We start from the raw sequence: 21,350 nt of genomic DNA on the forward strand, positions 1-21,350 counted from the left end.
GGTTATTGAATGCAAAAAATTAAGCTGCTCTCTAAATCATTACTCGTGATCTCGATCGGCATTGCTGCGAGTCAAACAGCAGTGGCACAAGAAACAACATTGCTAGACCCAGATCAAGTATCGCCGACAACGGTTGTCACTCCACAAGAAGCTCAAATGACACCGGCGCAACGAGTCGAAAAGCTGTCTTATGATGCGCAAAATAAAAAGTTGTCTTCAGAAAAACGTATTGATGCTTTACGTGAGTTAGCCAACTATCCAAGCCAAAATGCATTGGTTGCAGTTGCGCGTGGGTTGCAGGATGAAGATGCAGGTATTCGCGAAGCTGCGATCGTGGGAGCACAGCCATATATGATTGAGCACCGTTGGCGTTTGATTTCACCGTTATTGAGTGATGACGCCGCCATGGTGCGAATTACAGCAGCGATTAACCTCGTTCGAGATTACGCCAATTTGAGTTCGGAGCAACAGCAGTCACTTGAGGGGCCTGTTTCAGAGCTGACAGCACACTTGTCCAGTAAGAACGATAATGTTTCCAAGTTATTACTTGCAGACGTTTACCGTTGGCATCGTGATTGGGATAAAGCGGCGCTGATATACCCAGAGTTAACTAAGCTTGAGCCAAACAACCCTCAAGTTTGGTTAAGCTATGCAGACAACTTCCGAGCGCAACAGCTAGACCAAAAAGCTATCAACGTGCTTGACGAGGGTATCAAGCTAAATTCAGAAGATGCCTCGCTGCATTATTCTAAATCTCTCGCTTTGGTTAGATTAGACAAAAAGAAAGAAGCGGCGTTTGAAATAGACAAAGCTGCGACGATGGCAACGACGAACAGTTACTTTTGGTATTTAAATGGTGTTCTGCAAGAAGAGTTAGACTTGAAGAAGTCTGTCAACGCTTTTGAGCAAGCGTATTTGATATCCGGTGCTCCAGAACAATTGTATGCCGTGTGTGACATCTATGTCAGATACGGCAACCCTAAAACGGATGACTGTTTAACAGAGCTAACGAAGGTCGCTCCCGACTATGTTATTGAAGAGCTCAATCAGAAAAAGGGACGTAAAAGTGCCTCTACATCAGTTGAAGCCAATGAATTTAAACTCTAATCGGTAAATTCCATGTTCCTATTTCAATAAAATAGTGAACCAATTTAGTGACGGCGTCACTCTTTGGTGGCCGTTGGATATGTCAGTTCAATATGCGCCTGTTTCAATTGAACTATACTTTTGATTGGATTCGCACCTAGCACCTCAATATAAGGAATTAAGATGGCTATAAAGTTAAAGGCGATTGTCTTAGCAACAGGTTTAGCTCTGTCTAGTTACGCTGTTGCTGCTGATATGCAAGATCCACTTCCGTCATGGAACAACACTGACGCTAAGCAAGCTATTATGGCGTTTGTTACGAAAACAACGACCCAAGGTTCGGATTCCTATGTGCCTGAAAGCCAACGAATCGCGACGTTTGATAATGATGGAACACTTTGGGCAGAAAAGCCTGTTTATCTACAGTTGTTTTTTGCGATCGATAGAGTAAAAGAAATGGCCTCTGAGCATCCTGATTGGAAGACAACCGAACCCTTTGCTTCCGCATTAAAAGGTGACATGGAGGGGATTGGTAAACAAGGACTCGAAGGTGTAATGAAGCTTGTTATGGCAACCCATTCTGGAATGTCTACTGAACAGTTTCATCAAGAAGTTAAGGAATGGTTGAAAACGGCTGTCCATCCAACAACGGGTAGACCATACACTGAAATGGTCTATCAACCTATGCTCGAACTGCTCGACTATTTAAGAGCGAACGACTATCAGACCTACATCGTTTCTGGAGGCGGTATTGAATTTATGCGCGTTTGGGCGCCGGAAGTATACGGCATTCCAACGCAAAACATCGTGGGGACGACGTTAAAGGCGGAATATCAAAGTGTTGATGGAAAACCTACCATCCTACGCATGCCGGAAATAGACTTCGTCAATGACAAAGCAGTAAAGCCTGTGACGATTCAAAACTTCATTGGCAAACGTCCGGTCATGGCGTTTGGTAATTCTGATGGTGATTTACAGATGTTAGAGTGGACGAAAGCAGGTTCAGGTCCAAGATTTTCTGCGATTATCCATCACACGGATGACAAGCGCGAATGGGCGTATGATAAAGATTCTCATGTTGGTAAGTTAGATGAATCGTTTAAAGTAGGTGAAGAGCAAGGTTGGCTATTTGTCGATATGAAACAAGATTGGAATCAAGTGTTTAAAGAGAGCACTAAATGATAATCTTTGTTTGACCATAACTTGCTGCAACCAAACAATTGCAACGAAATAAAAGGCCTCACAATTGAGGCCTTAGTTAATTCCACAGTAGCTTCGATACCTAGGGTCTAGTTTCTAGGTTGCTGTGTCATTGTTTCTACCACTTTTTCAATACTTAACGAGCTACCTTTCGTGGCAGGGAACTCCTTGAATGTCTCTAGGAACTTACGCACGATAGCTTGAGCAGGAACGAACATCCACATTTGATCAGCGTAAAAATGTCTGACGTAAAGTGCTGCATCTGGACCGACCTCAAATGGATCCATACGAAGGTTTACAATCAAAGGCCAACTAGGTGTTTTGCGGTATGCCTCATTAATGGCACCTTCCATAATACTGAAGTGGATCTTCCAGTCTTTATAACGAACGGCGTTTAAATTACCACCAGCATCGAAGTAAAAGATTTCTTTGCGTGCGCCTTCGTCAGCTTTACCAGTCAGCAGATCAAGTTGGTTGTAGCCATCTAAATGTGCTTTAAAGGTTTTGCCCGCTGCTTTATGACCCTTCAATAGTTTTTCTTTCACATCTGGTTCGCCCACAGCTGCGAGTATAGTTGGCATCCAGTCTTCTTGTGAAAAGATATCGTTGATAACCGTTCCTGGTTTAATGTTTCCAGGCCAGCGTACCATCATCGGAACGCGGAATCCGCCTTCCCAAGTCGTACCTTTTTCGCCCTTGAACGGTGTAGTACCACCATCTGGCCAGGTAAATTTCTCAGCGCCATTATCAGTACTAAAAACAACAATGGTGTTATCTGCTACGCCTAGCTCTTCAAGTTTATCAAGCATGACACCTACTTGATCATCTAGGTCCATCATGCCATCGGCGTATAAGCCGTAACCTGACTTCCCTTGATATTCTTCACTCAAATGTGTCCAGACGTGCATACGGGTTGAGTTATGCCAAATAAAGAATGGTTTGTCTTCTTTTACTGCTTTTTCCATAAATGCCAAGCTAGCATCCATGAACTCTCGGTCTACGTTTTCCATACGCTTACGAGTAAGGGGACCAGTGTCCTCGATTTTGCCATCCGCAGTCGCCTTCAACACGCCTCGAGGTCCGAATTTTTTACGAAACTCTGGATCTTTTGGATAAAACTCAGACTCAGGCTCTTCTTCCGCGTTTAAATGGTATAGGTTACCAAAGAACTCATCAAACCCATGGTTAGTTGGTAGGTGCTCATCTTGATCACCAAGGTGGTTTTTACCAAACTGACCAGACACATAGCCGTGATTTTTAAGTAACTCTGCGATAGTAGGATCTTTCGATTGAATACCCTCTTTTGCGCCGGGCATACCAATAGTCAATAGACCGGTACGAAACGGATGTTGACCCAGAATAAATGAGGCTCGTCCGGCAGTACAACTCTGTTGTGCGTAAGCGTCTGTGAAAATGGCACCTTCATTGGCGATTTTATCAATGTTAGGAGTCTTCCCTCCCATCATACCATTGTGATACGCACTAATGTTGTATACACCTACATCGTCACCCCAGAACACAAGGATGTTGGGCTTATCGGCAGCAAAGGCTGTGGACGCAGCTAATGTACCGACCAATGCCATTACCTTTTTAATCGAGTTTCGCATGAAAATCCTCCGCGATAAATGAATCCATTATCGTTATATAACGTTACTAATTGTGTTCATCATGGCGAAGTCGAGTGAGATGACACCAAATGAGACAATGTAGTCAGTTGAATATAGTAGAGGTTTTTTGTTGCTTCCAAGTAATCCCTGTTTTTCAAAAATGTTAACTAACATGGACTAGACTTTAGTGTGTTTTAAGTGTGATAAGACGCACTTACAGGATTGAATTTCAATGAAAGGCGACACTATGAAAAATAAACTAGCAACTATCCTGTTTCTATGTATCCCGTTAGAAGTGGTTGCGGAAGAGACACCAAATGTCGTGGTAATGTTGGTTGATAACCTTGGGTGGGGGGAACTAAGTTCCTATGGGAGTACCAGAGGTGTTGAAACTAAAAACTTAGATCAACTTGCTAGAGAAGGTGTACGCCTTACTAATTTTAATGTGGAACCGCAATGCACGCCAACTCGCTCCTCATTCATGACGGGGAGGCGAGCGCTTAGATCTGGGACAGATAAGGTTGTTTGGGGAGTGCCTTACGGTATGGTGAACTGGGAGATAACCATTGCAGAGAAGTTTAAGGAACAAGGATATAACACGAGCCTTTACGGGAAATGGCATTTGGGAGACCAAAAAGGGCGCTTTCCAACGGATCAAGGCTTTGATGAATGGTATGGCATTGCAAATACGACGGATGAGTCAGAATATAGCTCTCAACCCGGTTATAAAGCTATATTACCTAAACCTCAAATCCTTTCAGCTAGAGCAGGGCAGGATCCTAAAGGGGTCAAAGAATATAATTTGGACTCACGTAGAACGATTGACAGTGAGCTAGTTGAACATGCCACAGATTTTATAAATCGAAATGTGAAAGAGAATAAGCCATTTTTCTCTGTAATTACTTTTACTCAACCACATTTACCGACGCTACCTCATCCTGATTTTATTGGTAAAACAGGCAAAGGAAATTACTCAGATGTGTTAGCTGAGATAGATTTTCGAGCTGGGCAAGTTATTGGTGCAATAGAAAAAGCAGGAATTAAAGACAATGCACTAGTGATTTGGTTTTCTGACAACGGTCCAGAGTGGCATATGCCATAGCGGACCATGGCGTGGTGCGTACTTTACGGCTCTTGAAGGCTCTCTCCGAACACCATTTATTGCCTCTTGGCCTAACCACATCAAACCGGGCAGAGTGAGTGATGAAATTATCCATGTTGTGGATCTATTTGCCTCACTTTCTCATGTCGGTGGATACAAATTACCAAGCGATAGAACAATAGATAGTATTGATCAGTGGGCCTTTTTAAAGGGAGATAGTGAAAAGTCTAATCGAGATGGTTTCATCGTTAACAATGGATCTGAAACCTACGCTTATAAGTGGGAAAATTACAAGATGCACTTTATTGATCAAGATATCATGCCGGAGAAAGGGCGCCCATTACAGATCCCTGAAATATACAATTTGATTGATGACCCTAAAGAGGAGTTTGATTTAAGAAATAATGCCACATGGTTATTTCCTATCATGATAGGAAAGAGAGTAAAGTTTGAATCTTCCGTTTCAACAAGCTGCGATACGATTCCTTTCCCTGCTCCATTTGGATATGAGCCCGATTGTAGCAAGGGGAATTTCAATCAATTTCCAGTGGATGGATTACGCCAGAAGTAGTTTACCCCAATGGCTCTTTCTCGCATACATGAGGTATGTTTTTGGTTCAATATCTCATTAGAGCCATTTAGGGCCATGTTTTTTCTAGTTTCATTTGAACAGTCATATTCGTCGACCATACTTAAAGTTCGTTGTTTCATATGGGGCGAATTATGCAGCCAATACTCTACATTCAAATCGGTAATGTTCTTTGGGCGGTTTTAAGTGACGGTTCTTGGATCCAAATGTTGCCCAACGAACAATTAGTTCCAGAAGTAGAGGTGGTTGTTCTTAATACTGACATTCTCGATATTGCATTTAATGAAGATACAACAAGTGAGGATGAATCGAGTTCGAATGATCTTTTAATTGCATCTCAAAACGGTATTGAATCCACTTTTAATCAGAGCGTTCGAGATTTTAGTGAGTCTTCTGGTGGGTTAAGTTTTGTTGCCTATATTCGCGCTGTTTTACCTGAGCAACTCGTTTCTAATGGCTATGTTACTAGGCCAGCAGTGCAAGAAAGAGAGAACCCAACTTCTGAGACTCAGGCTCCTGAGCGGTTGAATCCCGATGCTATATTAACGGTGGATATTCTTGATGGCGGCGATGGATACGAAAACCAGTTTGAAGTTCCTAGTGTCACGATTCAAGGTGACGCACTCAAGATAAGCGATGAGTGGCTTGTTACTATCACCATTACCGATAGCCTCAATAATTCTATTACTGTTACAACGACCGTAGAGAACGAGTCTTATACCCTATCAGGCGTTGATCTGTCTTCTCTTGCCGAAGGGCCGCTTACGGTGACTTCTGTGGTTTCTGACATTTATGGCAATAACCTGAACGCCGTCGATACGACCATTAAAGATACGCTTGCAACGGTGAACGTCAATTTTGATGGTGGAGGGGATGAGTATTTAAATCAGTACGAAATCGCGACTACTCGCCTCGAAGGGACGATTGAAAACATTGAAGATGGCCAGCGTATCCAAGTTACGGTAACCGACTCGTTAGGAGCGGTCATAAACTTAGAAACGGTGGTGACTGGTGGAAGTTGGTCTCTGGACGACGTTGACCTTTCTGGATTGTCTGAAGGTACGCTGACAGTTGTTGCTGAGAGTATTGATATAGCGGGCAACCCTACAACCAGTGAAAACACCATCATCAAAGATACGCTCGCAAGTGTGACGGTGGACGTTGACGATGGCGGAGACGGCTATTTAAACATTGAAGAGCGCCAATCTGTCACTTTGTCAGGGCAAGTCAGTGATGTTGAAAATGGTCAGACGGTTTCTGTCACGGTTCAAGACAGCTTGGGGGTGATGCTCTCGTTCAATACCGTTGTCGTTGATGGTATGTGGCAAGTCGAAGGGGCGAACTTATCCACGTTAGCCGATGGGGCGTTTAACCGTATCTGCCTCCGTGAATGATGTGGCGGGCAACCAAGCGAAAGCGATGGATGAGGCTACGACCATAGATGCCACTGCTCCCACCATTGATATCGATACGGATTTTTATATTAGCGGTGGTCTTGCCATTGATGATTTCCGTGAGGGTATAGTCACGGAAATGAGAGGGACAACCAGTGGTGTAGAGCAAGGTTTGGCAGTGACGATTCGGGTAAGTGACGGAGACAGCACGCTGAATTTTACTGGCCTCGTTGATGCATCAGGTTCGTGGACAGTAACCGGAATTGACGTAAACACTCTCAATCTAAACAACACGTGGACCATTGAAGCAGAAGTGTTGGATGCCGCCGGCAACCACGTGGTCGATACCATGCCGACAATAGTGCTACCCGGTTCAACGGTATTTTCTGAAAACATCGTTGGATTTTTTGGTGAGCAAAGCAGCTCGGCAGCCATCAACATAGAAAATGGTGTGCCAGCACTGCATGCAGAGCAACCAAGTTTGAGCGCGCTTACATCGGTCGGTCAATCTATAAATGTTGTTGTTGCAGAAGATGGGTTGAGCTTACAAGGAACATCGACTGACGACCGATTAGTTTTCTCAGCAGAAGTCAATGATGATGGTACGGTTCAAATTACTTTTTATGAAGCGATTGATCATGGTGTAGGTCAAGATGAGCTGGTGACTAACGTATTGGTTGAAAGCATTCAAAGTGATGCTGACGGCACACAAGAGGCTGTTGTGGCTCCCCTAGAAATCGCCATCCTTGATGCCGATCCAGTGATCGAAAATGAGTCATATAGTGTAACCGAAGGCCAAGTCATTTCTGGCAATGTACTGGAGAATGACATTGATATTGATGGTGACTTGTACATTCGATATGTCAGAGCCGGAGGAGAGATCCAGTCTGTCCCTGATGGTGGCTCAGTAAGTTTTAGTCTAGAGAAGGGTGAATTAACCGTATTTTCAGATGGCTCTTGGCAGTTGAATGCCAGTCGCAACTTAGATCACACGGTTGAGCAAAGTCTCGTTTTTGATTATCTCGCAGCCGATGATTCAAAAGATTACGGTGTAGCAACCGCAACTATCGACATTATAGATGGCCAAGCGGGTTATGTAGGCAGCGCTACTATAAACGCAGCAGAAGTACCTCTGGGAGAGGCATTATTAACCACCGAAGGCAGTGTTAATGTGATTGCTGGCTCTGATAACCCTGATCCGACTAGTTTGTATTTTGGTGGGGCATCCATTACTAAGTTAGAGGCATTAGGGCTTACAAGCTCAGTCTCTGATAATGAGCTTAGCTACACGTTAAGTTCCAGTGGAAAGCAAATCACAGCATTTGCCAATGGTGTCACTGTATTTACGTTAACATTGAGTGGCATTGAGTCGGGTAACGATGTACTAGCTTCAATCTCGCTTACTCTTGATCATCCTATCGATCAATTCAATAGTAGTGATACGGTCACTTTCCCGCTGACCATTGGAGGGACAGATCTAGACTCCACACCGCTTGTAGAGAACGAAATTGATTTCGTGTTGAAAGATGGTGTTGATCCTACGTTGAGCAACTTGACTGTTGTTGCAATGGAGGAGATTAATCTAGAAAGTGGGGCAATCTTTAAAACTGGGAGCCTTCAACTCGATATCGGGAGTGATTATGTTGACTCTCTTCGATTTAGCGAATTTAACCAGCCCACATTAGTGAGTAGTGAAAGTGAGTTGCTTTACCGTCTGTCTGATGACGGTACGACAATTACTGGCTATATCTTAGAAGGTGGGGTGGAAGTAAATATTTTTCAATCGAAACTATTATCCACATTACCTTTAGAGTCAAGTAGTGAAATAGAGTATTCCTTTGAATTATATCGCTCTTTCGATCTGTCAAAAGATCAAATCCTGGATATACCATTGTTAGTTAATGCAACAGATTCAGACGGTGACACCACCTCGGTAACATTGGATATTACCTTAGAGGCAATAGAAGGTTTGAACGATGATGCCTCTTTAACAGTAGATATTCTTGATGGCGGTGATGGATACGAAAACCAGTTTGAAGTTCCTAGTGTCACGATTCAAGGTGACGCACTCAAGATAAGCGATGAGTGGCTTGTTATTATCACCATTACCGACAGCCTCAATAATTCTATTACTGTTACAACGACCGTAGAGAACGAGGCTTATACCCTATCAGGCGTTGATCTGTCTTCTCTTGCCGAAGGGCCGCTTACGGTGACTTCTGTGGTTTCTGACATTTATGGCAATAACCTGAACGCCGTCGATACGACCATTAAAGATACGCTTGCAACGGTGAACGTCAATTTTGATGGTGGAGGGGATGAGTATTTAAATCAGTACGAAATCGCGACTACTCGCCTCGAAGGGACGATTGAAAACATTGAAGATGGCCAGCGTATCCAAGTTACGGTAACCGACTCGTTAGGAGCGGTCATAAACTTAGAAACGGTGGTGACTGGTGGAAGTTGGTCTCTGGACGACGTTGACCTTTCTGGATTGTCTGAAGGTACGCTGACAGTTGTTGCTGAGAGTATAGATATAGCGGGCAACCCTGCAACCAGTGAAAACACCATCATCAAAGATACGCTCGCAAGTGTGACGGCGGACGTTGACGATGGCGGAGACGGCTATTTAAACATTGAAGAGCGCCAATCTGTCACTTTGTCAGGGCAAGTCAGTGATGTTGAAAATGGTCAGACGGTTTCTGTCACGGTTCAAGACAGCTTGGGGGTGATGCTCTCGTTCAATGCCGTTGTCGTTGATGGTATGTGGCAAGTCGAAGGGGCGAACTTATCCACGTTAGCCGATGGGGCGTTAACCGTATCTGCCTCCGTGAATGATGTGGCGGGCAACCAAGCGAAAGCGATGGATGAGGCTACGACCATAGATGCCACTGCTCCCACCATTGATATCGATACGGATTTTTATATTAGCGGTGGTCTTGCCATTGATGATTTCCGTGAGGGTATAGTCACGGAAATGAGAGGGACAACCAGTGGTGTAGAGCAAGGTTTGGCAGTGACGATTCGGGTAAGTGACGGAGACAGCACGCTGAATTTTACTGGCCTCGTTGATGCATCAGGTTCGTGGACAGTAACCGGAATTGACGTAAACACTCTCAATCTAAACAACACGTGGACCATTGAAGCAGAAGTGTTGGATGCCGCCGGCAACCACGTGGTCGATACCATGCCGACAATAGTGCTACCCGGTTCAACGGTATTTTCTGAAAACATCGTTGGATTTTTTGGTGAGCAAAGCTGCTCGGCAGCCATCAACATAGAAAATGGTGTGCCAGCACTGCATGCAGAGCAACCAAGTTTGAGTGCGCTTACATCGGTCGGTCAATCTATAAATGTTGTTGTTGCAGAAGATGGGTTGAGCTTACAAGGAACATCGACTGACGACCGATTAGTTTTCTCTGCAGAGGTCAATGATGATGGTACGGTTCAAATTACTTTTTATGAAGCGATTGATCATGGTGTAGGTCAAGATGAGCTGGTGACTAACGTATTGGTTGAAAGCATTCAAAGTGATGCTGACGGTACACAAGAGACGGTTGTGGCACCGTTAACGATTACTATTTATGACTCTGATCCGGTGATTAGAGATGACACATACTCAGTCGCAGAAGATCAAACAATTACGGGCAATCTACTTGAAAATGATATTGATCTTGATGGAACACTTTATGTGAAATTTGTAGAGGCTGGCGGGGAGCAGAAGTCAATTCTAGAGGGGGGATCCGTAAGTTTTAGTTTAGAAAAAGGCGAATTAACCGTATTTTCTGATGGCTCTTGGCAGTTTGATGCAGGTCGAAACCTAGATCATTCGGTCGAGCAAAGTGTTTCTTTCAGCTATTTAGCTGCAGATGACTCCCAAGACTATGGCTTGGCTAACGCGACGATTGATATTAGTGATGGACAAGCAGGTTACGTAGGCAATGCGACTATAGACGTAACAGAAGTCCCTTTGGATGGCCCGATATTGAACTCTGAAGGAACTGTTAATATTGTCGCGGGATCTGACAATCCGGATCCGAGTAGTTTGCATTTCGGTGGGTCATCTATTACTAAGTTAGAAGCATTAGGGCTTACAAGCTCAGTCTCTGATAATGAGCTTAGCTACACGTTAAGTTCCAGTGGAAAGCAAATTACAGCATTTGCGAATGGTGTCACTGTATTTACGTTAACGTTGAGTGGCGTTGAGTCGGGTAACGATGTATTAGCTTCAATTTCGCTTACTCTTGAGCACCCTATCGATCAATTCAATAGCAGTGATACGGTCACTTTCCCGTTGACCATTGGTGGCGTAGATTTAGATGCCACACCGCTTGTAGAGAATGAAATTGACTATGTTCTAAAGGATGGCGCAGACCCAACTTTAAATAATTTGAATGGGGTAGAAGTAAAAGAATCTGATCTCGCAAATGGAGGTGTGTTGAGCTCAGGGAATTTTCAAGTTGAGGTTGGCAGTGATTACCTCGAATCTTTGTCGTTCATCGTCTCTGAACAACCCTTGTTGACGAGTAGTGAACAAGTTGTGCTTTATCAAGTCTCTGCGGATGGCAAAACACTTGATGGTTATATTCTTGACGAAGATGGGCAAACTCAGATTCCCATCTTTCAAGCTATCCTCAATGCTTCTTTACCTATTGATGCAAATGGCGACATTACCTACTCCTTTGAGCTTTTTCAGGCTCTCGACCAACAAGAAAATACTGATCCAAACGTACCTCTCGTTGTTACTGCAATGGACTCAGACCAAGATAACACGTCGGTCGTTTTAGACATTAATGTGATAGATAACGACAATGGACAAGCGCTAATCAATAGTGGCAATGTCGAGTTAACCGAAACACCTGTCGATACAAACATTGCTCCTGATGGGGTTTCAGCCATAGCGAATACGGATGTGATAGTTACGTCATCATTCGATCCGATTGTGTATCTGGGTGTTGACATAAATGATGGAGATACTGTCAAAACTACGCTTGGTGATGCTGTTACTTATAACGGAGAGGCTGTCACTTGGTACGATAACAATGATGGAAGCTTTGACGCAATTTCAGACACTGGAGACGTTGTATTTAGGGTCACGTTACCTAGTGACTTCTCTTTGCCATCAAATGATACGTCTACCGTTAATGTAACTGTAGAGCTTTATCACTCGCTTGACCATGTTTTAGGTGATGGGACGCAATTGTCGATCTCTATGCCCATCGTGGCGAGAGATTCTGATGGAAGCGAGATCTCTACGGAGTCCAACATACTGGTCTATGATGGCTTGTTTCCGGAACTAGTAATTACAGAGGGAATCACAGTCAATGAAAGCGGGTTGAATGATGATTCGCTTGATTCTGGCATCGAGGGCTCGTCACCATCCATTACGCTATTACAAGGTTCAGACTCTATCGCCAGTGTGAGCGTGAATATCGATATGTTCAATGCGCTCGGCTATAAAACAAGTAGTGGTAGCCTGGTTTCGCTTGATTCACCGGACTCGAATGGTTGGTTATATGCAAGAGATGAAAGTGAGCAAGACGTCTTTAGAATTAGATTTAATACCGATGGGACTGTCGAGTTTGATCTATACCGTGCACTTGAACACGATGAACCTGACGGTGTTCCAGCGGACGAGAACACATTAGAACTCAGTTTTTCAATTTATGCCGTTGATAAGGATGGCGACCAGTCTGAAGCTGAGACATATACCGTAAGTGTAGTGGATGATATCCCCGAAGACACAAGCTCACCAATAGAAATTGAACTTACCGAGGGGGATGAGTTTTCGGGAAACTGGTTTAGCAATAATGCTGACTTAATCAGTTCAGATGGCACGTTGATTTCAAGTTTGACCTATGCAGGTGAAACATACGATACGGCGAGTTCGGTATTTAGCAATGATGCTTGGACCATCGATTTAATCAATAGTAGTGATGGTAACTTAAAATATGGAACGCTGACTATTGCTCAAGATGGGACATTTACGCTAACTACCGAGCTTATTGTTAATACGCCTGTAGGTGGTTTGCTTGATGATCTAACGATAACTGTGACGGATGCAGACGGTGACCAAGCAAGCAGTGAAGCTCAATTAATTCTTGATGATGCTAGGGGCTTTATTCGAACTGTTAATGTAGATACGTTAGAAGATAATGGCGCGAATAACAGTGGAGACCCCACGCCAGTCGCGTTACCGATTAGAGTTTCTCCTGGGGATACGGAGAATAATGAGCGTGTTGAAGCGATAAGGATCTCTGTTGAATCTCTACAAGGAGGGGCTCTGTTTTTAGACGGAGTGCGCCTTGAAGATGATGATAATGACGGATTTATTAGTCTTTCTGGTACAGAGCTAATGGGGGTGGGTATATTCACCGTTCCAAATGGTGATCTCACTTATCAACCAGCGCTAAACCTGTCGGGCAACACTATCAAAGTTTCGTTAGCAGTGTCTGCATTAATCGTATCTGATGTCGAACCAGATGGTTTTGTATTACAAGGCAATAACACGTTAAATGTTAACGTTTTACCGGTTGCAGATTTGCCAGAGTGGTCTAATGATTCGGACTTTTCTTATCAAAGTGTTGAAGATTCCGCTGAATCACTTTCACTCAATATTGTCGCTGAAAAGTTTGACCAAGACGGTTCTGAAACGCTCCACTACCAAATTTCGAATATTCCAGATGGACTTATATTAACACTTAACGGAAGTGCTATTGAGGAAGGGAAAGCGTATAGCCAATCCGAGTTAGATCAAATTGAAATCACATCTAACGAAAACTTAGCCGGAAGATTTACTTTTGATGTAACGGCAGTAACGACTGAGTCGGGTAGTGTGTTTGCCGATGAGCAAGATAAAACAGCGGAGATCACTGAGCAAGTAGTTATCGATATATCTCCAGATGCCGATGTGCCTACGCTGACCGTTAAAAACATTCAGGGGCTTGAAGACCAAGCGATTGACTTAAAAGAGTACATCCTAGGGCGGCTCACTGACACAGATGGCTCGGAGTCTCTGTCTTATCGCATAGAAGTTCAAGATGGTTGGACATTGCCTGTCGGAGCTGGGATCACGCTTATCGGTATTAATACCTACCTAGTGACCTCCAATGCTCTAGCCAATTCAGAGGCGTTACTTCAACCAAAATCGGATATCAGCTCATTTACTGAATCTCTATCCCTTCAAGTAACCGCCATTTCAACAGAGTCGACTATTGATGGCTTAGCACCTCTTAATGAAACCGCCGAGAGCCAATTTGCAACCATTGATATTAAGCTAAAAGGCGTGGTCGATGAACCAATTGTCCTAGATGGTGGACAGGGGAATTGGCAATATGATCAAGCGACTAAAGTAATTAGTAATCTCTCTACGTTAGACGAAGATAACCTGATACAACTGGATTTTATCATCCAGACATCAGACGACGATCTATCAGAAGAAATTAATATCTTGCTTCAGAACATCCCTTTGGGAACACAACTGACAGATGTAAATGGTGACCCTATTGTTCTTCCAATTGCTTACGTGGACCCAATAACGGGGCCAGTTTATCAGGTCTCGAACGCTGTTCTTGAAAACACTTACCTCAAAACAGAGCAAGATTTTAGTGGAACACTGAGCATGGATGTTATCGTCGTTTCAACAGAGCCGGATGGTGATTCTGCTGAAACCCCTCTTAAAGTGGAAATGGAAATATCACCTATTGTTGATCAAACTGACGGTCAAGAATTACAAAGCAATGGTGTTGAGGACAATTTCATCACACTAAATCTTGAGCCTGTCGTTAATCAAGATATAGATTCTAGTGAGTCCTTGACAGGATACACCATTGTATCCATTCCAGATGGCTTAACACTTTACTTTGATGGTAATGCAGTAGAGGAAAGTAATTTACCGTTAGAACTCAATGAACTACTCGATGGTAGCTCGGCAACATTATCTGAGTTGTTAAACAGTGGACGAATCACTGTAAAAGCTAATGAAGACCTAAGTGGGACATTTAGCCTGGAAGTTCAGTACGAAGTGACAGACACGTCTCCGACGATGGAGACTGATGTAAAGGCAATCAATGGCTCTTTGAGCGTCGTGGTTTCTGGCAAAGTGGATATTGGTAATGAAGATATTGACAAAACACGTTTAGAAGGCGCGACTGAAGTATTCACAAGTACGGATGGGTCTGCTGTTGACGTGAGTGGAGGCATTACATTTACAGAAGCGGATATTGATGGTTCAGAGTATCTCGATTACATCGTTTTACAGATACCGCAGGGTCAAGACCTCATTGTTACTCATCCGAACGGTGCTTCTCAAGATGCCGATGGGAACTGGCTGATTCCAATGGAAGGAATCACAAGTGATAGCGTGTTGGAAACCGCTCAAGATTTGCTTGCTGGCGCATCGATTTATAGCCCATCTAATACAGAGATACTTGATGTGAATGTGTTAGCGTATGTTCGAGATGGAACGGATGCTCAATACATCACAGGTCAGTTCCAAATTCAAATTACTGGCCATGAAGGAGATGGAGACCAGTGTGCTGATCCTGGTGAACCAGGAAGCGTTCAAAGTGGGGATATTGTAGGTAAAGAAGGTGAAGATGTCTCAATTGGGGCGTTTTTAAACCCTGATGTAGCGAGTAGTGATGGTAACTTAGTTTCCTTCTTTGTCGCCGCAGATTCTTTACCTGAAGGAGTCGAGCTTACTGGCGAAGGTGTGATACCTGCTTATGATAATGCGGGCAATCTGTTAGGTTATTCAATTTCTAGCGCTGGATTGTCTTCCTTGACGCTTACTGGCGTGGATGAGGACTTTGCTGGTTGCATTACTTTCAATTTAGAAGTGACAGAAACGGCCCCATGCGATGGTGACTCGAAAACAACCGCTCAGACCATTACGGTACAAATCTCTCCTGTTGTCGATGATATCGCGATAGCACCAAGCCAAGTTACGGTTCAAGAAGATACTATAACCAACCTGAATCTTGCTCTTGTATTGGGCGATAGTGAAGGACCAATGCAGTCCATTACTGGAGAAGGTGACGCAGCGACTGGCCTTGAAAGTGTCAATTGGGTTTCTTTATCGGTGTCTGACGAGAATGCGCGGTTTACGGCCGTGGACCCGAGCCTACTCATTGACAACGGTGATGGAACATGGGTAGTGACAGATGTTACGCGTCTAAACGAAATTCAGTTAATCCCACCTGAAAACTACAGTGGAGAGCTTGTTATTTCCGTTGACGCAAACATTACTGATGAAGTCACGGGAAGTTGTTTAAGTACTGACAGTGCGAAAGATACTCAAACTAAATCAACAGAAGTTACCGTTACCATTGCCCCAGTGGTTGATAAAGCGGTTCTGGAAACAGAAGACGTAGTTGGTGATGAAGATAATTATATTTATTTAGGAAACTTATCTGCATCATTAATCGATCAAGATGGTTCTGAGTCGATGTCTTTGGTCATGACAGGAGTGCCAGACGGAGCCGTGTTGGTTTGGGACAATAATGGGACGTTCGAATTACTCCCTGATAACGGTTCAACGGATGGTGAGAGCAAGGAGTGGCAGCTAACTCAAGCACAACTTGATAAGGTTTACTTTCTACCGCCACTAGATTTTAGTGGGGATATTTCATTAACACTGCAAGCTATTACCCAAGAGTCTGGATCAAACGACTATAACTATACCACTTCTCAGTTCAACGTCGGCGTAAAACCGATTGGCGATGATGTATCGTTGAATACAACCTCTAACACGTTCACTGGAGATGAAGGTGATTCCATTTCGATTGACTTTTTAGCGAGCGGTTTTGAAACAAATAGCAACGAATATATAGAAGTGTCGATGTTGATCAAAGCAAGCTCTGAACCCTCTGCATTGGAAGGCTTAGGTAGGATTCGTATCGGGACTCAATTCTCATCCTTTACCTTCGATGACGCGGGCAATGCCGTGGCGACGGTATTAGTGCGAGCAAATGAAGTGTCAGGTTTGGAGTTCGTTCCGAAGGATGCATTTGGAACGATGGATGTTGCTCTCAATGTTAGAACGTTTGATCAAGCGATAGTGTCAGGGAAACTCGAAACCGATTTTGGAGATGTGCAAAGCACCGATCTAACCATTGTTGTTACCCCTGAAGCTGATGAACCAACACTAACGGCCGATTATCAATCTATTGTGTCTGAAGCGTCTGGGAGTATTCCTTTAGGGTTGAGCATGAATTTAGTCAACCCTGCACCCGAAGAGTTTGGAAGTGTGGAGATTCGCGGATTACCAACAGATCTAGAGTTGAGTCATGGTGAAAGATTGAACGGCTTTTATACTGTTGATCAAGAGGATGTCGCTGATCTTTCCATCGTTGGCGGGTTTAGCGGTGCAAGTGATTTTACGTTGTCGATAAAACCGATTGCAACACTGGGTGCTACAGTCGCAGAAGGTGCTGCTCAGACAGTCAATGTTGCCTTAGTGGAAGAGGGTGACCAAACATTACTTGCGACAGATGCTAATGATTTGCTTATTGGAGGAAGTGGCAGCGATGTATTCGAGTTTGACAGTTCAGGGCTCGGTAACGAGTTAAAGCCCTCGTACGATGTGATCAACGACTTCCAAATATCCGTTATTGGTGATGATAATGACACAATTGATATCGCCTCGATAATCACCGCTACCTCGATAACAGAAGTCGATAATAAGCTCGATTTAACAGAGAATGATGATGGCGTAACGCTTCACATAAAACCAGAAGAGACGGGGACAAAACAACAGATTCTTATGCAGGGCGTCACTCTCGATCAGCTTTACAAAGGTGACTCGACTGGCGTAGCCGAAGAAAATGTCTTACAGAAGATGATTGATGACAACAACTTGCTAGTAGGTGGTATGTCATGAAGCATCACTCATCCTCATCAAGTGAGCTGACTAACGATCCTTGGGGGCATTCGTTAACTTGGTTGATGCGTTATTTTGAGGTTAGACACCATACAAAAAAGGTGCTTTCTGGATTACCTCTTGTTGAGGGTAGATTGGATGTTGACTTATTCATCAGAGCCGCTGAGCGAGCCGATCTTGAACTCACATTAATCGATTTAAAATCCACCGCAATGTTGAGCTTTCCATTGGTGGTAATCAATAGGAAGACGTTACAACCCGCTATTATATCTGAGCGACATAACAGCGATTATCAAGTCACGTTATTTAGTGAAGATCAAGGTGAAACGCAATACGTCACGAGCGAGGAGCTGCATAATCAATTCCAGCCTCAAGCATGGCAAGTTTCTATGCGTCCAGAGCTGGACAAACGGATAAGTTCTATTCAAGCGGATTATAATGAACATTGGCTTTTCGCCGTAGTGAAAGAAATGTCTCCGTGGTATCGAGATCTTTTGATTGCCTCTTTCCTTATCAATACGCTAGCGCTAGTTATTCCGCTTTTCACTATGAACGTTTACGATCGTGTAGTGCCTAATCAAGCTTTCAGTACATTATGGGTTTTGGTCGCTGGTGTCTCCGTCATCATTATTTTTGATTGGCTATTGCGTAAAGCAAGGGGAGTTGTCACTGATACCGCGGGTAAGTACATCGATAACAAGCTTTCTTCGATACTTTTTTCTAAAGTTATGGGGATGAAACTTGAACACCGTCCTGCATCAGTCGGTGCATTCGCTCGACAACTACAAGATTTTGATAGTGTTCGCGATTTTTTTACTTCTGCATCTCTTGTGACCTTAGTTGATCTCCCATTTACGTTGTTATTTTTAGTCTTAATAGGTTGGCTAGGTGGGGCAATGATGTTCATACCTATTGCCGTCATGTTTACCCTGCTGATCCTTGGCTTTGCGGTAAAAGCAAAAATAGAACAATCACATACGGAAAGTGCTGCACTATCCATGAAGCGACAAGCTCACTTGTTTGATTCATTGTCCTCTTTAAAAGAGATTAAGCAAAATAACGCTACGGGAGAAGCACAAAAGCGTTGGGAGCAAACGGTATCCATGCTTTCTGATTGGCAAAATCAATCGCGAAACTATTCGAATATCGTTGCTTACTCCATTCAATCTAGCCAGCAGATAATTACCGTAATGTTACTTGTAACAGGCGTGTACAGAATTTCTGAGGGATTGCTCAGCATGGGGGGGCTCATTGCTATTGTCATGCTGAGCGGTCGTGCTGCAGGGGCGATTAACCAGTTAGCTATGCTGTTACTTCGCTATCAACAGACAAAAACAGCGGTTGAAGGCTTAAATTCTATCATGTCTTTACCTCAGGAGGTGCAACGCAGTCAGGTCATTACGTCTGCCGAATTTACAGGGAATATACGTTTAGAAAACGTGAGCTTCCAATACCCAGATGTTGATATGCCATGTTTGAGAGATATTAATCTTACTATCAAGCAAGGCGAACGCGTTGGCGTTATTGGTAGTGCAGGAGCAGGAAAGTCTACACTCCTTTCTATTATTGCCAATCAACTCAGTACCTTACAGGGTAGCGTTTATTTTGATGACATTGACAGTCAGCTTTGGCCCGCCGAATTGATAAGAGAGAAAACGGGTTGGGTTGGCCAAGATTCGCATCTTATATACGGCAGCATTATGGAAAACATAGTATTAGGACATCATGTTATTGATCAAGAACGATTACGCCGTGCGATAGAATTATCGGGTTTGAACCAGTACATGAGTCGCCTTCCTCATGGTCTAGAAACGCAAGTCGGAGAAGGAGGGCGTTATTTGTCGGGGGGGCAAAGGCAAGCTGTAGCGATTTCAAGAGCTTTTTATCGAAACCCAGCAGCATTAATTTTAGACGAGCCAACCAGTTCCTTAGACCAACCTGCTGAGAATGCGTTGTTTAATGCTCTTAAATCGTTGCCGCACTCGACGACGATGATTATTAGCTCTCATAAACATTCCTTATTATCGCTTTGTGATCGAATTGTTGTGCTTGATAAAGGCGCAATTTTGAGGGAAGGATCGCCCCAAGAAATTTTTGCTAAACAACAGTCTAACGCGAAGACGAACAGAGTACGCGCAGTATCAATTGTACGCGAAGGAGGTCAATGATGAGCACAGTTCGTTGGAGTAATGCTCATTTAGCAAACCGTTCGAGAACGTTGATTTGGTTGTCTGCCGCGTTAGTGCTGAGTGTGATTATTTGGGCCTCGTGGGCGAGGTTAGACGAAGTGGTTGTCGGCGAAGGAAAAGTTGTTCCTACTTTGTCTGTTCAGACGATTCAGAGCTTAGAGGGAGGCATTCTAAAGGAGTTACTTGTCATGCCTGGTGAAAGCGTCACTAAGGGGCAAACCATCGCCATTCTGGATGATACAAGGTTTAAGTCGACCTATTCGGAGACCTCTGAACAAGTAGAATCTTTGCTCGCCAGAAAGCAGAGGCTTCAAATTGAATTAGAAACGGTAAAAGTGAATAGCCTCCAACTGGATTGGAAACAACAAGTGAGTATCGAGCCTCAGCCATTTGATATTTCGATGACCGGCCACTCTGCCTATCTGAATGCCAAAGCAAACTATCTTGAGCGGTTGAGCCAACTGGAGTCTGAGCTGGAGGAGGCTAAATTGCGAATTGAGCAACAATCGCAAGCTTATCTAGATACCTTGAATACCATTCAAACACTAAAAAGCAGTCTGGTTATTGTCTCGAAAGAGCGAGATATGTTGAGAGAGGTGGTTTCTAGTGGCGCGGTGGCTGAAGTGGAATTATTAAAACTGAATAGAGACGTTATAAAGCTCAAAGGAGACATCGCGAGTTCACAAGCTGCTGCCCAAAAGCAAAGGGCTGTGTATTCTGAATCCATCGCAGATTATCGTGGTACTGCGCTTGCTTTTAGGGCAGAGGCACAAGGGCAGCTCAATGAAGTTGTGACGCAACTAGCGCAGCTCAATGAAAGTCGTCAGGCGATTGCGGATCAGTTGAATCGAACGCAGTTACTTTCTCCGGTCGATGGAACCATCAAAGATGTTTTTGTCAGAACCATCGGAGGTGTGGTTAAGCCGGGTGAGCCTATTTTAGAAATAGTCCCTCGTAATAGCACGTTAATCGTTGAAGCGAGAATTTCTCCTCAGAATATCGCCTTCATAAGGCCTGGCCTGCCGGCAACGGTAAAGTTGTCTGCCTATGACTTTGTCATTTACGGAGGCCTAGAAGGAGAAGTGACCTACGTAAGCGCCGATGCACTTCAAAATGAAGAGGGCAATGCCTACTACCGTGCCAACGTTACTTTCAAGGTTGATGATAAGTTTACGATCATCCCGGGAATGCAGGTTGTGGTAGACATTCTTACAGGAGAAAAAACAGTACTGAATTATTGGTTAAAACCTATATTACGTGCGAAAGAGAATTCGCTCAGAGAAAGATAGACATAAGGATAT

9 protein-coding genes are annotated in these 21,350 nt (G+C 43.8%); 8 read left to right on the plus strand and 1 reads right to left on the minus strand.

Translation table 11 applies throughout. From position 1 onward, the window contains the following. The first annotated feature begins 9 nt into the window (after window positions 1-9). On the plus strand, window positions 10-1,107 hold the full coding sequence (locus N646_RS02185; RefSeq protein WP_017821946.1) for a tetratricopeptide repeat protein: 1,098 nt from the start codon (window positions 10-12) through the stop codon (window positions 1,105-1,107). A 162-nt stretch (window positions 1,108-1,269) separates the two neighbouring features. Further along, the gene (locus N646_RS02190; RefSeq protein ID WP_017821947.1) at window positions 1,270-2,268 is read left to right on the plus strand and encodes an HAD family hydrolase; all 999 of its coding nucleotides are present in this window, start codon (window positions 1,270-1,272) and stop codon (window positions 2,266-2,268) included. Between the two features lie 107 nt (window positions 2,269-2,375). Here N646_RS02190 and N646_RS02195 read toward each other — a convergent pair whose 3' ends face one another. Next, window positions 2,376-3,893, minus strand: coding sequence for an arylsulfatase (locus N646_RS02195; RefSeq protein WP_017821948.1), 1,518 nt, complete (start codon window positions 3,891-3,893; stop codon window positions 2,376-2,378). 247 nt (window positions 3,894-4,140) lie between these two features. Here N646_RS02195 and N646_RS24815 point away from each other — a divergent pair, with 247 nt between their 5' ends. From N646_RS24815 to N646_RS02220, 6 genes are all read left to right on the plus strand, one after another. Beyond that, window positions 4,141-4,995, plus strand: a complete 855-nt coding sequence (locus N646_RS24815; protein WP_255209460.1) for a sulfatase-like hydrolase/transferase — start codon at window positions 4,141-4,143, stop codon at window positions 4,993-4,995. Window positions 4,996-5,089: 94 nt separating this feature from the next. Then, on the plus strand, window positions 5,090-5,566 hold the full coding sequence (locus tag N646_RS24820) for an alkaline phosphatase family protein (protein ID WP_021707625.1): 477 nt from the start codon (window positions 5,090-5,092) through the stop codon (window positions 5,564-5,566). Window positions 5,567-5,718: 152 nt separating this feature from the next. Continuing rightward, window positions 5,719-6,978 carry a hypothetical protein gene (locus N646_RS24825; RefSeq protein WP_021033863.1) on the plus strand — a complete coding sequence of 420 codons (1,260 nt, stop codon included), beginning with the start codon at window positions 5,719-5,721 and terminating at the stop codon, window positions 6,976-6,978. After that, window positions 6,944-17,860 carry an Ig-like domain-containing protein gene (locus N646_RS02210; protein WP_021033864.1) on the plus strand — a complete coding sequence of 3,639 codons (10,917 nt, stop codon included), beginning with the start codon at window positions 6,944-6,946 and terminating at the stop codon, window positions 17,858-17,860. The genes N646_RS24825 and N646_RS02210 overlap by 35 nt, the downstream gene beginning before the upstream one ends. After that, a complete protein-coding gene (locus N646_RS02215; protein WP_017820613.1) occupies window positions 17,857-20,028 on the plus strand; it encodes a type I secretion system permease/ATPase in 2,172 nt (723 codons plus the stop codon). Before N646_RS02210 ends, N646_RS02215 begins: the two co-directional genes overlap by 4 nt. After that, window positions 20,025-21,338, plus strand: coding sequence for an HlyD family type I secretion periplasmic adaptor subunit (locus N646_RS02220; protein ID WP_021033865.1), 1,314 nt, complete (start codon window positions 20,025-20,027; stop codon window positions 21,336-21,338). Before N646_RS02215 ends, N646_RS02220 begins: the two co-directional genes overlap by 4 nt. Window positions 21,339-21,350: the final 12 nt, after the last annotated feature.

The organism is Vibrio alginolyticus NBRC 15630 = ATCC 17749, assembly GCF_000354175.2.
Taxonomy (GTDB): Bacteria; Pseudomonadota; Gammaproteobacteria; order Enterobacterales; family Vibrionaceae; genus Vibrio; species Vibrio alginolyticus.

Coding starts and splice junctions, on each gene's coding strand:
- N646_RS02185 (WP_017821946.1), top strand. CDS start 10: ATGCAAAAAATTAAGCTGCTCTCTAAATCATTACTCGTGATCTCGATC.
- N646_RS02190 (WP_017821947.1), top strand. CDS start 1,270: ATGGCTATAAAGTTAAAGGCGATTGTCTTAGCAACAGGTTTAGCTCTG.
- N646_RS02195 (WP_017821948.1), bottom strand. CDS start 3,893: ATGCGAAACTCGATTAAAAAGGTAATGGCATTGGTCGGTACATTAGCT.
- N646_RS24815 (WP_255209460.1), top strand. CDS start 4,141: ATGAAAAATAAACTAGCAACTATCCTGTTTCTATGTATCCCGTTAGAA.
- N646_RS24825 (WP_021033863.1), top strand. CDS start 5,719: ATGCAGCCAATACTCTACATTCAAATCGGTAATGTTCTTTGGGCGGTT.
- N646_RS02210 (WP_021033864.1), top strand. CDS start 6,944: ATGGGGCGTTTAACCGTATCTGCCTCCGTGAATGATGTGGCGGGCAAC.
- N646_RS02215 (WP_017820613.1), top strand. CDS start 17,857: ATGAAGCATCACTCATCCTCATCAAGTGAGCTGACTAACGATCCTTGG.
- N646_RS02220 (WP_021033865.1), top strand. CDS start 20,025: ATGATGAGCACAGTTCGTTGGAGTAATGCTCATTTAGCAAACCGTTCG.